Below are 15,636 nucleotides of genomic sequence, written 5' to 3'. Positions count from 1 at the left end.
TTGCAGACTAAATATACATTAATAATACAATGGCAAGTACAATCAATAGCGGAAAAAGTAGGATGATTTCACTTACAAAACACCAGATAATAAACAGGCTCCACTGGAACAGTCTCATTTTTGTCTGTTTCTCTTTTTGTGTTATTGTTTGTAGCTCTTCTAAACTCAATTTCATAAAGTCCTCTTTACTAAGTTGTATGTCTATAATTCCAATTGTATTCAATCCTTTTTTATAGCCTTTGTATACTTCTTTAGGATATAGCCAAAGTGCGTAGCCCATAGCCCAAAGGCTTAAAAAAGAAACAGGAAAGTGCTTCCACATACCCGTGCCTATTTCCCATCCAGAAATAAATGCTTCTCCTTTCCAACTGGTATCGCAATTATTTAAAACATGTTGTAGGTCGTGAATGTAAGTCGCTTTTTTTCTAAATTCCAGATTGGGCAGTGTTAGGGTAATTCCAAAGACCGGAAAATCAAAGTAATCTTCTTCTATACCTCCATTTTTAGGGATGTTATTTTGTTGGTAGAATAGACAAAGATGTTGTGCTAATGTCATTTTTTTTAAGCAATTTATAACTATATAAAGATAGCAAGATCGAGTGGATATGGAGTTGGTTTTTTTCTTTTTGTTCAACATTTGTTCTGGAAATAGAAAAGTTAAACCCCTTTGTTAAAAGAGGAGCTGTTTATTTTTAGATGGAACAAAAACAACCTAATAAAATAATGAATAAAGTTATTTATCTATTGCTAAGTATCTTGGTATTTACATTGGCAAACTGCTCTAAGTCTTCGGATGCTATTTTTGTGCCCCCTTCAGAAAATGAGGAAACACCAAACAACGAAGAACCAACAGATACAGAAGTTACAGAACCAGTTTTTAATGCAGGTCAAGATCCTAAACCTACCAACAAAACTTGGGTAAAAGTAGCGGACTTGTCCGATGAGTTTAATGATGGGGTTTTGGATACAGACAAATGGTCTCCTTCGCCCGAAACATTGTGGAACGGAACCGATAGAGGTTGGTATGGTTCTACAAGGTCTTTGTTTGATGCGAACAATGCAACCGTAGCAGATGGATATTTAAGAATAGAAGGAAAAAAATATAGTACGCCTCAATACAGTCCTAAAGATAATACTTCGCAACCTGCCAACAGAAGGTATGGTGGAGCTTACCTTTACGGAAAAGTATATGCCAAAGAAGGCTATTATATGGAGGCTAGAATGAAAGCTAGTGGAACCGCAATGTCTGCCGCTTTTTGGTTAAAAACACCTCCTATTCCATGTAGTAGTAATGCCAGTTTTGGAGAGAATTTAGAAATAGATATTCAGGAATGCGTTGGGGTATTTACAGGCGAAAAAGGAGATGCATGGACCAAGGACGATTGGGCCGTGGCTGCAAAATGGGATAGAATATTCCATTACAACACCCACAGACACAATGCCGGAAATTGTTATACAGGAGGGCAACAAACCAAAGGAGGAAAAACAAATTTTGATAAGAAAAACTCAGAAGAGTTTCATATTTATGCAGCGTATTGGCATCCTGGAGGTGCCCGTGTAGATTTCTTTATTGATGGAGATTTGGTACAGCAAGTAACTCCGGCAATACCGTTTAAAGGAGAGTTGCGTTTAATTATGTCTAGCAACTTTTACGATTGGATAGAAGAAACAACCGCAGAAGAAATGGGCTTTAACAAACCACTAGAAGAACGTTATACCAGATTCGATTGGGTACGTACTTGGAAATTAGAATAAGCGAAGAAAAAAGAACGCTATACAATCGGTTTGTTTTTAAGACTTTTAAAAACAAACCGATTCTTTTTTGAACAAAACTCAGAAGTTCGTTCCAAAGTGTTATTTTTGCCGCTATGGAATTTAAGATAGAAAGTTTAGACCCTAAGAGTAAGGCAAGAGCAGGAGAAATAACTACAGATCATGGAGTCATAGAAACTCCAATTTTTATGCCTGTAGGAACCATGGGAACCGTTAAGGGGGTGCATCAAAGAGAACTAAGAGAAGATATAGATCCAGATATTATTTTAGGAAACACCTATCATTTGTATTTAAGACCTAAAACAGAGGTGTTAAAGGCAGCGGGTGGTTTGCATAAGTTTATGAACTGGGATCGTCCTATTTTAACAGATTCTGGAGGATACCAAGTGTATTCTTTGTCTGGTAGAAGAAAAATTAAAGAAGAAGGGGTAAAGTTTAAGAGTCATATAGATGGTTCTTATCACTTTTTTACACCAGAAAATGTAATGGAAATTCAACGTGATATTGGTGCAGATATTATCATGGCTTTTGATGAATGTACTCCTTATCCGTGTGACTATAATTATGCAAAACGTTCTATGCATATGACTCACCGTTGGTTAAAACGTTGTATCAATCACCTAGAAAAAACACCGTATACTTACGATTACAAGCAAACTTTCTTTCCTATTGTACAAGGGAGTACCTATACAGACTTAAGAAAACAATCGGCAGAATTTATTGCTTCTGTAGAGGCAGAAGGAAATGCTATTGGAGGATTGTCTGTAGGAGAACCAGCAGAAGAAATGTACGCTATGACAGATGCGGTTTGTTCTGTATTGCCAGAAGATAAACCAAGGTATTTAATGGGAGTGGGAACCCCTATTAATATTTTAGAAAACATTGCTTTGGGGGTAGATATGTTCGACTGTGTAATGCCTACAAGAAATGCAAGAAATGGAATGTTGTTTACTTCTCAGGGGCACATCAACATAAAAAATAAAAAATGGGAAAAAGACTTCTCTCCTATAGATCCTGCTGGGATTACTTGGGTAGATACAGAGTACTCTAAAGCCTATTTACGTCATTTATTTGTTGCCAATGAATTTTTAGGCAAGCAAATTGCTACTATTCATAATTTAGGATTCTATCTTTGGTTGGTTAGAGAAGCTAGAAAACATATTTTAGCAGGAGATTTTAGAGAGTGGAAAGACCAAATGGTAAAACAAATGGATAATAGATTGTAGTTTTGAGAATAATAGACAGGTACATACTACTACGTTACTTAAAATCGGTATTTTTTACCTTATTTATTTTAATACCTATTGCGGTAGTAATAGACGTATCAGAAAAAGTAGATAAGTTTTTAAGACACGAAGACTTAGGATTAGGACAAATTATAGAAGAGTATTACGTAAACTTTATTATTTATTACGGAAATACCTTTTTGCCTTTAGCTACCTTTTTAGCGTGTATTATGTTTACCTCTAAACTGGCAGGTAATACAGAAGTTATTGCCATAAGTAGTGCCAATATATCGTTTACACGTTTCTTAAGACCTTACTTTATAGGAGCAACTATTTTGGCAATGGTTGCGTTGGGTATGAATCATTTTGTGGTGCCTAAAGGGAATAGTACCATGTACAATTTTGAGCAAACCTATCTTAAGAAAAAGAAAGCCAATAGTGGTTATGTAAAGAACTTTAATTTACAGCTAAACGATAGTTCTAAGGTTTTTATTAAAAATTTTAGTTTACAGAATAACAAAGGGTATAATTTCTCTTATACAGAGTTTAATGGAACCAAAATTAGTTATAAGTTGGTGGCAGACAATGTAACTTGGGATGAGATAAACGAAACGTTTATGTTACGAAAATACAGAGAACGTTTTGTTAGAGACGATAGAGATTCTATTGCACATGGTGATAAGATAACCAAACCGTTAGATTTTACCCCCGACGATTTAATTACAACCGGACATAAGTCTATGGAGATGACTTCTATAGATTTGTACAACTTTATTAAAAAATCTGAAAGAAGAGGGGTAAAGAACTTAAATGAATATTACATGGAATTGTATCAAAGAACCAGTTTGCCTGTGTCTGCATACATTCTAACGTTAATAGCAGTTTCCTTGGCTTCAAGGAAAAAAAGAGGGGGGATTGGGATAAACTTAGCAGTAGGAATTGCGCTAATGTTTGTTTATGTATTCTTTATGAAGGTAGCCAAAGTGTTAGGGTCTTCGCCTAATTCTAATACCGTTTTTATGGCTTGGTTGCCTAATATTATATTTGCTACCATAGCAGTATACCTATACTTAAAAGAGAAAAATCAAGGATAGCTTCTTTTGTACAGAGCAATACCGTAAAGATTTAATCAAAAAAAAACTTTAATGATTACATTTCTTAAGAAGAAATTTTAATCTTTGAGTTGTTAAAAAAAATCAATTGTATAAAGTATGTCATTAATCAAATCGATTTCAGGAATAAGAGGTACCATAGGAGGAGAAGTTGGAGAGAATTTAACGCCTTTAGATGCGGTAAAGTTTGCAGCAGCTTATGGAACTTGGTTAAAAGAAAGAAATAAAGAAGCACAAGAAATAAATGTGGTAGTTGGTAGAGATGCGCGTATCTCTGGAGCTATGATTAGCAGTTTGGTAACCAATACCTTAATTGGTTTGGGAATCAATGTTATCGATTTAGGTTTGTCTACAACACCAACAGTAGAGGTGGCTGTACCTTTAGAAAATGCGCATGGTGGAATTATTTTAACAGCATCGCACAACCCTAAACAATGGAATGCCTTAAAGTTGTTAAACGAGAAAGGGGAGTTCTTAAACGGAGCCGATGGTAAAGAGATTTTAGATTACGCAGAAAAGGATGCTTATGCTTTTGCAGAAGTAGATGATTTAGGGAGCTATACAGAAGATGACTCATACGTAGAAAAGCATGTAAACGAAGTGTTAAATTTAGACTTGGTTGATGCTGAGGCAGTAAAGAAAGCTGGTTTTAAGGTAGTTTTAGATGCAGTAAATTCTACTGGAGGTATATTTATTCCTGCTTTGTTAGATGCTATGGGAGTAGAATGTGTAAAACTATATTGTGAGCCAAATGGGCAGTTTCCACACAATCCAGAGCCTTTAAAAGAACATTTGGGAGATATTTCTGAATTGGTGGTGAAAGAAAAAGCAGATTTTGGTATTGTAGTAGATCCGGATGTAGATAGATTGGCTTTAATTAGTGAAGATGGTTCTATGTTTGGAGAAGAGTATACTTTGGTTGCTTGTGCAGATTATGTCTTGGGGAAATTAGGAGGTGGAAATACAGTTTCTAACTTGTCTTCTTCTAGAGCCTTAAGAGATGTTACCCAAAAACATGGTGGAACCTATACAGCAAGTGCTGTAGGAGAGGTAAATGTAGTAACAGCTATGAAAGAAACCAATACGGTAATTGGTGGAGAAGGAAACGGAGGAATTATTTATCCAGAGTCTCACTATGGACGTGATTCTTTAGTTGGAGTTGCCTTGTTCTTATCGCATTTAGCTACTTGTGGAAAGTCTTGTAAGGAGTTAAGAGATAGCTATCCTGCTTATTACATGAGTAAAAATAAAATTCAATTAACTCCAGATTTAGATGTGGATGGAATTTTAGTAGCCATGGCAGAAAAATATAAAGAAGAGCAAGTAAATACAATAGATGGTGTAAAAGTAGATTTTGCCAATGAGTGGTTGCACTTACGTAAGTCTAACACAGAACCTATTATTAGGATTTATACAGAAAGTGGATCGCAAGAAACAGCAGATGCTTTGGCTTTAAGAGCTATTGATGAAATTAAAGAAATTTCGGGAATATAATTTAAGATACTGGATATAAGATATTAGAAGTTAGAATTTTCTAGTTTTTAAAAAAAGTCAGAGAACCAATAGTTTCTCTGACTTTTTTATGAAATACAAATACTTTAGTCGACATATAAAATCTCTCACCTTTAATGCCTTATACCTAAATATTCACTATTAATATTCTTTCACACCCTAAGTCTCAATTCTAATATCTAACTTTTACTATTTAATATTCAAAATCACTATCTTAACTAAAAAAAAGAGATGGATTTAGAAGTGCATTATGAAACACTGTATAAAGAATCGGTAGTAAAAATAGCAAAAGGAGATTACCAGGTAGATCCCCTTATAGATGCAAATGAGGATAATAGGTTTGGGATTACATTATTGCTAAGACCTTCGGATGAGGTAAAAAATAAGATTCAGACTTTTTTAAAAGACCTAAGTAAAGTAGAGCCGGAACAGTATTATTACGAAAACTCCGATATTCACATTACCATTATGTCTATTATTTCTTGCTACGATGGTTTTGATTTGAAGAACATAAATCTTGAAGATTACAATCAGATCATACGAAATAGTTTGGCTGGTTTTCAACCTCTTCAAATCCATTTTAAAGGCATTACCGCATCTCCATCTTGTTTAATGCTTAAAGGTTTTATGGATACAGATTCGTTAAATGTTTTGCGAGATAATTTAAGAGAAAACTTTAAAGCGACCAATTTAGAACAAAGTTTAGACAAGCGATATGCCATTCAGACAGCACATTCTACCGTAGTTAGGTTTAGGAAAGAGTTGCAATACAAAGATGAGTTTCTGGCATTGGTAGAAAAATACAAAAACTATGATTTTGGAACTTTTAAAGTTTCAGAGTTAGAATTGGTCTATAACGATTGGTATCAAAGAAAAAGTCTGGTTAGAACATTGTCAGTATTTCAAGTGTGATTTAATATTCTCACAGCTAACCTCTGGTATCTACTATCTAAATTCAGCGTTTAATATATCTAAAGGCTAACATCTAACTTCTAATCTCTACTATCTAAAATTAAGCTATCTTTGCACAAAATTAAACGAACGCATTTTGAAAAGTTTTAGAGAATTAGGAGCAGCTCCAGAGTATATAAAGGCAATGAAAGAGATGGGAGTAAAGACTCCTACAGAGATTCAGGAACGTTCTATTCCTAAATTACTAGAGAACCATATAGATTACATTGGTAAAGCTCAAACAGGAACAGGAAAAACCATAGCTTTTGGTTTGCCATTATTGCAAAAGTTAAATCCTAAGAAAAACGAAATTCAAGCGTTAGTTTTGGCTCCAACAAGAGAGTTGGCACAGCAGATAAAAAAGCAGTTGTTTAAATTAACCAAGTATGCTCCTCAAAAGATTTTTTGCGAGGCGATATACGGAGGTGAAAAAATTGACGTTCAGATAAAAAACTTAGAAAGAACTACTCATGTTGTAGTAGCTACTCCAGGTCGTTTGTGCGATTTGTTAGACAGGGCTGCAATAGATATTAGCAACATAAAAATGTTGGTTTTAGACGAAGCAGATGAAATGTTGAGTATGGGGTTTTTACCAGACTTGAATAAAATTTTAAAATATTCTACAGCTCCAAAAAACACTTGGTTGTTTTCTGCAACTTTTCCTAATGCTTTAAATGGTTTGATTAAAACATACATGAATAATCCAGTTCGTGTAGAGGTAGAAGCGCAAAAGTTAATGAACGAAAATATTGCGCATAAGTTTATATCTACTACTTTAAATCAGAAATTAGATACCTTAATTTCTTTTGTAGAAAGCAGAGGGATGGAAAAAGGAATTGTCTTTTGTAAAACTAAATTGGGAGCTCAGAAATTAAAAGAAGAGTTAGAAGAGGATGGTTTTTCTATAGCTGTTTTAGAAGGAGACATGGGACAAAGAGACAGAGAGAAATCGTTGCGTTCTTTTAAAAATGGTGCCAGTCAGTTATTGGTTTGTACAGATGTTGCTGCACGTGGTATTGATGTTCCTAATGTAAATTATGTAATTCATTACCAATTGCCAGAAAACACAGAATACTTTGTGCACCGTAGTGGTAGAACAGCTCGTGGTGGTAATAAAGGATTGTCTGTAGCAATTGTCTTATCCAAAGAGCTAGAACAACTACAAGCATTGCAAAAAGAGTTTAAAATTCACTTTGCAAAGTATACTTTATAATCACTTTACATAAAACATATCATCTATAAAATTGGTTTAGCGTATTCCTATAAAAATAGGGTATAGAGTTAGTTTTGTATAAAAACAACTCATTATGGTAAAATACGCAAAGCAAACTTTGGTAGTCTTTATAGGTGCTTTTTTAATTTTAGCTTGTTCTAAAGATTCAGACTCCGATGGATTTATTCCACCAGCAGCACAAGAAGAACCAAATGAGGAAGAGCCAAAAGAAGAACCAACGCCTACATTAGGAACAGATGCTACAATTCCGAGTTTTGTTTTAGGAGAAGACCCTAATACAAGTAATTTAACTTGGTCTAAAGTAGATTTGTTGTCGGACGAGTTTGAGGGTACTGCTTTGGATGAGGTTAAGTGGGGAAAGTTAGGAACGGGATGGAGAGGTAGAACTCCTGGAATATTTAAAGAAGATGCCATTAGTCTTGCGAATGGTGATATGAAAATAACCAACTATAAACTAGATACACCAGAAGGAGATTACACACATGCAGGAAGTTTGGTAAGATCTAAAATTACTGCAAAACCAGGAATGTATTTAGAGTGTAGAATGAAGGCTAGTAAAACTTTTATGTCTTCTACTTTTTGGTTGATTAATAACAGAGGAGAAGGAACGGGTTGTGATAAAAGAACAACGGAATTAGATATTCAAGAGACTGTTGGTAGAATCTCTGAAACAACTCCAAGTTGGGCACATGATCACGATGCCGGAATGTTTTCTAATACGCACAGCAGGAATAAAACTTGCGATGAAACCAAAGAAGGAAGTGTAGGTTCTAAAGTAAATACAACTTTTAAGTGTTGGGAAGACTACCACATTTATGCTTGTTGGTGGAAAAGCCCTACCGAAGTGCTTTTCTTTTTAGATGGAAAATTACAAAAGCAAGTAACTCCAGCAGAAAAATTTGATTTACCCATGTATTTAAGAATGGTAACAGAAACGTACGACTGGAATCCTGTACCTTCTGATGGAGGACTAACTGGAACCGAAGAAGAAAGAACTACCTACTACGATTGGGTACGAACTTGGGAGTTAAAATAAGACAAAACGAATCAATAAATATAACACATGAAATTAGCAAGGTGTTTTAAATTAGTGCTCATCTTATTATTATTTGTAATTAGTTTATGTGGGTATGCCCAAGCTAATTCGAGTTATAACTTTGATACTACAAAAATTGAAGAATTAAGAATAAGAGATGGTTTGCCTAACTTTTTTGATAAGCTTAAGACAGAAAAAGAAATAACCGTAGGTTATATTGGAGGAAGTATTACCAAGGCAGAAGGATGGAGAGTAAAGAGTTTTGAGTGGTTAGAAAAGCAATATCCAAAAGTAAAGTTTAAACATGTGAATGCTGCTTTAAGTGGTACAGGGGCAGATATAGGAGCGGCAAGATTACAAGAGTTTGTATTGCCTTATCATCCAGATTTATTGTTTGTTGAATATAGGGTAAATGCATCAGGTATTAAGGCTCATCAAGGTATAGAAGGAATTGTAAGACGTATAAAAGCGGCAAATCCAGAAACGGATATTTGTTTTGTGTATACTCTAGGTATATGGATGACTAAAACTTTAAGTGCTGGCAAACAAACAAGATATGGTTCTAAAATGGAGGAGATTGCCAATTATTATGGGATCCCTTCAATAGATTTTGCACCAGAGGTATTACAACTTCTAAAAGCTGATAAATTGTCGTTTAAGGTTCCAAAAAAGGAAAAAGGAAAACTTTGGTTCACCAAAGATAATTGTCATCCAACAGAAGAAGGACATGATTTGTATCGTGATATTATAGCAAGATCTTTTATAAAAATGTCAAAACAAAACGTAGGAAAAACATCTTTTAAAAAGCTTCCAGAGCCTATTTATCAAGATCATTACAACAAGGCTCGTTTTTTAGCCCTATCAACTAAAAAAATGAATGATAAATGGGAGGTTGTAGATGTGGATAATGATGAAATTTACAATGTAAAAAACTATCGAACCAAAATGATGATGGGGGAAGCTGTAATTAAAACAAATAAAGTAGGTGCTTCTTATACGGTTACTTGGAACGGTCCTTATTTAGGCTATTCAACTTTGCCAAACGGAAAAGATATTACAATTGCAATCTCTGTTGATGGAAACGAGCCAGAAATCGTGACTTTTAATGGAAACGCAAAGTACCGTGGGAGAACATCTAGTAAAATGAGTTATGTAAAACAACAAAGCTCAGGGTCTCATACAGCTACTTTTACAGTGAGAGAATTAGGAGGTGAAAATTATTTTTATTTGGGACAGTTTATGGAGTTAAAACCAGAGTAATTGTTTGTTAATATCCATATACAACTTAAGTAATAGCATCGTAGAAGCGTTAGTTTATATGTGTGTCTAGATATCTAGAACTTAAAGTGTTTTTTTAAGCAATTTAGGGGTGGTTGCTTTTTGAAACTTTAAAATCTTTGTTTAAAGAATTGTCGGTGTAAGTTCCTTTGTACTGTCCTGATACAATTTCTCCGCTAGGTTTTGTAAATTCATAAATAAGATCTATACTGTTGTTAGAGATTGAATTGATCGTTAAAAGACTTGATGTAGCAATATTACCCACCCTAGGATCGTTGTATTTTAAAATAGTGTTTCCTGCAAGTATCGAAAAGTTATTAAAATCAGCATTCTCACGAATGGTGTATTTTGGAACGGAAGATATAGAGAGGGCTTCTAGGTCTATTGCAGTAAGAGCAAAATAAACATAATTAACTTCTCCCCATTTTGGAGTACTTCTAGACGGATCTATATTGGACAATACAATAGCAATATCTGATGTTTCGTTGTCTGTGGTATTAAAATCTTTTATAAAAGCTTTGTCGGTTACAAAGAAAGAATCGTTAAAGTGAAAACCATTACCATTAGTATTGTTTGTTTTGCTGTCATCATCTACAGCGCATGAGCTTAGTATAGCAAAGAGTACAGTTCCTATTATAGTTTTTAGTTTGCTCATTTCGTTTGTTTTAGTGCTAAGTTAATTGTAAAACAAAAAATATTTTTTATCTCAGGGTTAATTTTGTGTTAGCTTATGTAACAGACGTTTAGAGGCAAATAAAAAGCCCAAACCTTATAAAGATTTGAGCTTTGATTTATGTGGGTTATGGATGTTTATTCAAAACATTTTTCCATAATACTTTTCATTACAGAGTAAGAGGTAGAAGCTCCAGGAGAAGCACCTAGTAAACCAGCAATTGTTTTATCTCTAGAGACAATTACTTCGGTTCCAAATTCTAATTTTCCTTTACCGTTTCCATCTTTTTTAATAATCTGTACACGTTGTCCAGCTAAGACTACTTTCCAGTCTTCATCTTTAGCTTCTGGATAGAACTCACGTAACATATCCATTCGGTCTTCAAAACTTAATTTAACCTGTTTAATTAGGTATCCTACTAATGGTAGGTTTTTATATCCAGCACCTAATAAACTCATAATGTTATCGAATTCAACAGATTTAGGTAAATCAAAGAAAGATCCGTGTTTTAAAAATTTAGTAGTAAAACCAGCGTACGGTCCAAATAACAACTCTTTTCTACCATTTATAACACGAGTATCCATATGAGGTACAGACATTGGAGGAGCACCTTTTTTAGCTTTTCCATAAACTTTGGCTGCGTGTTGCTCTATAATTTCTGGGTTGGTACAACGTAACCAAAGCCCACTAATAGGGAAACCACCATATCCTCTTGCTTCTCTAATATCAGATTTTTCTAATAAAGATAAAGCTCCACCACCAGCACCAACAAACAAGAAATTACTTACAATTTTCCAGTGTTTACCAACATTTTGTCCTTTTATAGATAACAACCAACGTTTGTTTTCTGTCTTTTGAACGTTGATTACATTGCTGTTCTTTAATATTTGAACATTTGGTTGTTTGTCTAAGAATCTAAAAATTTGTTCTGCTACTTCTCCAAAGTTTACATCGTAACCATCTTTAAAGTAAGTTGCTGCAATAGGAGTGTTTTCTTCACGATTCTCCATCATTAAAGGCACCCATTCTTTAATTTGCTCTTTATCTTTAGAGAAAACCATTCCTTTAAAGTATTCTGTATCTTTAAGAACACTGTGTCTTTTCTCTAAAAATTCAACATCTTTTTTTCCACTAACAAAACTAATATGAGGAACTGGAGAAATACATTTAGAAATGTTCTGAATGTATCCTTTTTTCTCACAATCTTTCCAGAAGTCTAAAGTATCGTAAAATTGACTTGCAATTTTTAATGCTTTGGCAGGGTCTACTTCTCCATTTTTTTCTGGAGTGTAGTTCAATTCACAGTTTCCTGCATGTCCTGTTCCTGCGTTGTTCCAAGCTTCAGAGCTTTCTTCTGCAACTTTTGGAAGTTTCTCAAGAACAGTAATTTTTTTTCCTGGAAATTTCTCGTACAATAAAATAGCTAATGTGGCAGACATAATACCACCACCTACTAAAGTAAATTCCGAGTGTTTAATTGTGTTCGTTGTTTTTGGCATGGGACCCTTTATTTTTGCCTGCAAAGATATAGGGTTTTAGGCAATTAGAAAGAATCTAAACGCAATAAGATTATTTAGAATTGTTAAGAAATAGAAAATTTAACGAAAACGTTATATGAGCTAAAATTTATCACAAATTACGTATTAGTACCTAACTTTAGGTACGTAAAAAAGGTCTTTTAGCTTCATATCCTTGTTTTTGTTCAGTTTGCTAAGCAGTCTAAAAAAGACAATTGCAGTAATATAGGCATCACCATGTGCAGTGTGTCTATCCTTTTTTGTAATGTTCAATTCATCGCACACTTCGTCTAAAGAATAGACTTTAGCATGCGCATTTGCATAGAGTTCATGTTTTGTTTTTTTATAGAGCACGCCCGTGTCTAAAGTTTTATTTCTCAATTTTGGAAGCCCCATCCTCTTTAAAGCAAAATTCACGCAGTTTACATCAAAACTTATATGGTGTCCTACTAAAATAGCTCCCTCTATGTATTTTAAAAACTCTTTTATTACCTCATCTTCTTCGTGTTTAAGGTGTTTTCCTTTTTTTAAGAGTCCGTGTATAGCGGCACTTTCTCTGTTGTAGATGTCTTGAAAAAGGTATTTTTCAAAAGAATTTTTTACATGAATTTCATTGTCAATAACTGTTACAGCTCCAATGGATAGAATTCTGTCTTCTCTAGGATTTAATCCAGAGGTCTCACAATCGAAAACAACAAACTTGGTGTTTTCAATATCTTTTTTGGTTAAACCTTTTAGTGTTTCCTTGTAGTCTTTCCAGAATTCAGGAAGGTTTTTTAGGTTTAAATAATACTTTACGTTTTTTTGAATGTAGTTCCACATAGATTTACCTACCAGTTTAAATAATTCCTTGAAAACGAACTGTTATTAATTCTTGTATGTTCTTTATAGGTTTAAAACAACGACGAAGTTTCATCTTGTCAGATTTAGATAGCGTATCTAATTTTATAAATTTACCATCATCCTCACCCAGAGTAGCCAGTCCGTTTTTTGTTTTAAACTTTAGTAGGGCTTTAAATGCATATGCACAAGCTTCGTATACTTCAGCGTTTTGAGGTTCTAATTCTCTTAGCTTGTAGTAACGTTCTGCGGTATTGTTTACTCCTCTAATGTTGTGGTATAAGGTTAAAATTCTAGCCGCATCAATCAAAGGCATAATGGCTCTTTGTTTTATGTTGAATTTGTCTTTATGTGCACCATCTTGATCTACTAAGAATTGTCTAAAGAACCCTATAGGACTTGGGTTTTTTAGAGAATCTTGTGCCATAAACATAAAAAACCTAGAATTGTTAGGGGTGTTGTTGTAGACCATATTGGTCATATCGTCTACCAGCTCACGTGTTCCATACACAAAATTAAAGTCAAAGAAAACAGAAGATAGCAGAATAGATTTGTCTGTAGGATTGTGAATCCAGCTTTCAAATTGAGTTTTCCATTCCTCTTTGGTCAAACACCATGTTGGGTTACTGGCCATCATTTCTGCTGGACAATACTCGTATCCTATGGTGTGTAGATTCTTGGTAATAATATGTCCAAGCTCTATAAATAGGGCCCTGGTTTCTTCTAGGTTTTCTGGTGGAACATTCTCGAATATAATTGCATTGTCTTGATCTGTAGGTACTAATTGTTCTTTTCTGGCTTGACTCCCCATAGAGAAGAATGCAAATTTTACAGGTAGAATTTTATCAAACTCTTCTACAGACAATTCTACAGTACGTTGGTTTATAGATTCATTAAGTTCTGCAACCACAGTTAAAGTATGCGTAAAAGATATTTTTTGATCTATATAACGGCGTAAGAGTTGGTTTAATTGTTGACGTATTTCTCTTAACCTAGCAATGCTTCTTGCTTTGGTAATTTGTTTCATTAACAAAGCAGGATTGTTACTTAAAGAAGCTACAATGTCTTGTTGGGTAAGCATACTTAACATTTTACTGTTAGGGGTACCATCTTCTGTAACACTAATGTGTTCTACTTTGTTTTTTAGCATTAGAATCTGAGCCTCGGCAATAGAAATATCTGGGGATGCAGTAACTACCGGAGAAATCATTATCTCTTTTACATTTTCTTCTATGCTGTGTTTGCCTGTTGCTATTTTGTGCAACAAGACTTTATTGGTAATAAGTCCAATAGGTCTTTCATCGTCTAGAATAAAAATTAAGCTGACTTTATTTTTACTCATTTTTAAAGCCGCTTTTTTGATGGTTTTTGTATGCTTACAACAAATAGCAGGAGTAGTTAGACTAAGGATTTTAGAACTAAAATAATCTGTTTGCGTAGTTCTTTTATAGTCTGCAAAAATGGTGTTGTTGTCTTCCTGAGAGAATTTTGTAGGAGAGTTACTGGCAAATCGAGTAATTAAGTATTTGTTAATATCTGGATTGTTCCCAAAAAGCTCATTAAAAATTTTAATAGGAATGGCATACACTATAGATTCCTCGTAGGCTTTTGCATTTACATTGTAATTTTCGTTTACAATTAAAGGTCTTAGTCCTAGCACATCACCTTCGTCACACATTTCAATTTCAATGGTCTTTTCTCCTTCTTGCCTATAGATTCTAATTGCTCCTTGGTTTACAATATAGAAATGCTCTTTAGGAGGCTTTCCCTGAGAGTATAAAGTTTCGTCTTTATCAACATAAATAACTTTTGTTTCTACAGCCACATGGTATAAATCGGTATAGGAAACATGATCAAAAGGAGGGTAAGTTTTTAAGAAATCTAATATTCTTTCTGCTAAACTATTCTTCATGTGTTAAAATCTTGTTTTTAATGTGTTGATGATGTATTGATAATATGCTGTTGGATGAGGCACAAATACATTATAGTTGGTATAGGTGTTTTCAAATTCATTTAGAGAGATGAGTTTGATGGCAGAAACTTCTTCTTCTTGAATAGAAAGGTTAGAAATATCTGTTTGTAACTCTGCTATGTATAAATAATGTATTTCGTGATCTATAATTCCATTGGCATGATGGTGCTTGTCTTCCCATATACGAAGGAAAGTTAGCTCTTTATTAGAAATTTTATGACCAATTTCTTCTTCTGTTTCTCTTAGTGCAGACAGTAAAGGAGTTTCTCCGCTACCAATGTGTCCTGCTACAGAAACATCCCATAGGTTAGGATATACATCTTTGGTTTCTTTTCTTTTTTGGATTAATATTTGTTGATTTTTGGTATAAAACCATACATGTATACTGGCATGTAAAATTCCATTTTTGTGTGCAAAGCTTTTTAAACAAGCATTACCTGTAGGTTTACCTTTAAGGTCTACAATATCTATCAATTCATCCATAGAAAAGAAACATTCTAGAGGTAAAGATA

General features: G+C 34.1%; 14 protein-coding genes. 8 read left to right on the top strand and 6 right to left on the bottom strand.

The window, feature by feature from the left end; all coding sequences use genetic code 11:
* Positions 1-7 precede the first annotated feature (7 nt).
* Positions 8-556, bottom strand: a complete 549-nt coding sequence (locus tag ACXHHC_RS05750; RefSeq protein WP_458228691.1) for a hypothetical protein — start codon at positions 554-556, stop codon at positions 8-10.
* A gap of 167 nt (positions 557-723) precedes the next feature.
* On the opposite strand from ACXHHC_RS05750, the gene ACXHHC_RS05745 reads away from it, so the two are divergent.
* The 8 genes from ACXHHC_RS05745 to ACXHHC_RS05710 all read left to right on the top strand — a co-directional run bounded on the left by ACXHHC_RS05745 (position 724) and on the right by ACXHHC_RS05710 (position 10,104).
* The gene (locus tag ACXHHC_RS05745; protein WP_458228690.1) at positions 724-1,755 is read left to right on the top strand and encodes a family 16 glycosylhydrolase; all 1,032 of its coding nucleotides are present in this window, start codon (positions 724-726) and stop codon (positions 1,753-1,755) included.
* A 113-nt stretch (positions 1,756-1,868) separates the two neighbouring features.
* Positions 1,869-2,999: a tRNA guanosine(34) transglycosylase Tgt gene (gene tgt / locus ACXHHC_RS05740; protein WP_458228689.1), complete on the top strand. Its 1,131-nt coding sequence runs from the start codon at positions 1,869-1,871 to the stop codon at positions 2,997-2,999.
* Positions 3,000-3,001: 2 nt separating this feature from the next.
* Positions 3,002-4,093, top strand: a complete 1,092-nt coding sequence (locus ACXHHC_RS05735; RefSeq protein WP_458228688.1) for an LptF/LptG family permease — start codon at positions 3,002-3,004, stop codon at positions 4,091-4,093.
* A gap of 117 nt (positions 4,094-4,210) precedes the next feature.
* The gene (gene glmM, locus ACXHHC_RS05730; RefSeq protein WP_458228687.1) at positions 4,211-5,605 is read left to right on the top strand and encodes a phosphoglucosamine mutase; all 1,395 of its coding nucleotides are present in this window, start codon (positions 4,211-4,213) and stop codon (positions 5,603-5,605) included.
* A 249-nt stretch (positions 5,606-5,854) separates the two neighbouring features.
* Positions 5,855-6,535, top strand: coding sequence for a 2'-5' RNA ligase family protein (locus ACXHHC_RS05725; protein WP_458228686.1), 681 nt, complete (start codon positions 5,855-5,857; stop codon positions 6,533-6,535).
* A 136-nt stretch (positions 6,536-6,671) separates the two neighbouring features.
* Complete coding sequence (locus tag ACXHHC_RS05720) at positions 6,672-7,787, top strand: DEAD/DEAH box helicase (RefSeq protein WP_458228685.1); 1,116 nt, start codon at positions 6,672-6,674, stop codon at positions 7,785-7,787.
* A gap of 94 nt (positions 7,788-7,881) precedes the next feature.
* Positions 7,882-8,844, top strand: a complete 963-nt coding sequence (locus tag ACXHHC_RS05715; protein ID WP_458228684.1) for a family 16 glycosylhydrolase — start codon at positions 7,882-7,884, stop codon at positions 8,842-8,844.
* Positions 8,845-8,871: 27 nt separating this feature from the next.
* Positions 8,872-10,104, top strand: a complete 1,233-nt coding sequence (locus tag ACXHHC_RS05710) for an SGNH/GDSL hydrolase family protein (protein WP_458228683.1) — start codon at positions 8,872-8,874, stop codon at positions 10,102-10,104.
* A 103-nt stretch (positions 10,105-10,207) separates the two neighbouring features.
* Here ACXHHC_RS05710 and ACXHHC_RS05705 read toward each other — a convergent pair whose 3' ends face one another.
* From ACXHHC_RS05705 to ACXHHC_RS05685, 5 genes are all read right to left on the bottom strand, one after another.
* Positions 10,208-10,777: a hypothetical protein gene (locus ACXHHC_RS05705; protein WP_458228682.1), complete on the bottom strand. Its 570-nt coding sequence runs from the start codon at positions 10,775-10,777 to the stop codon at positions 10,208-10,210.
* A 155-nt stretch (positions 10,778-10,932) separates the two neighbouring features.
* A complete protein-coding gene (gene mqo, locus ACXHHC_RS05700; RefSeq protein WP_458228681.1) occupies positions 10,933-12,294 on the bottom strand; it encodes a malate dehydrogenase (quinone) in 1,362 nt (453 codons plus the stop codon).
* 144 nt (positions 12,295-12,438) lie between these two features.
* Positions 12,439-13,134, bottom strand: a complete 696-nt coding sequence (locus ACXHHC_RS05695; RefSeq protein WP_458228680.1) for a 3'-5' exonuclease — start codon at positions 13,132-13,134, stop codon at positions 12,439-12,441.
* A 16-nt stretch (positions 13,135-13,150) separates the two neighbouring features.
* Entirely contained in the window at positions 13,151-15,064 is a 1,914-nt protein-coding gene (locus ACXHHC_RS05690; RefSeq protein ID WP_458228679.1) for a DUF294 nucleotidyltransferase-like domain-containing protein, read from the bottom strand.
* 3 nt (positions 15,065-15,067) lie between these two features.
* Complete coding sequence (locus ACXHHC_RS05685; protein WP_458228678.1) at positions 15,068-15,607, bottom strand: NUDIX hydrolase; 540 nt, start codon at positions 15,605-15,607, stop codon at positions 15,068-15,070.
* Between the last annotated feature and the right edge of the window lie 29 nt (positions 15,608-15,636).

Source organism: Wenyingzhuangia sp. IMCC45574 (genome assembly GCF_054182685.1).
The sequence above is the reverse complement of the archived record's forward strand: the minus strand, read 5'-3'. Positions and strand labels throughout refer to the sequence as shown.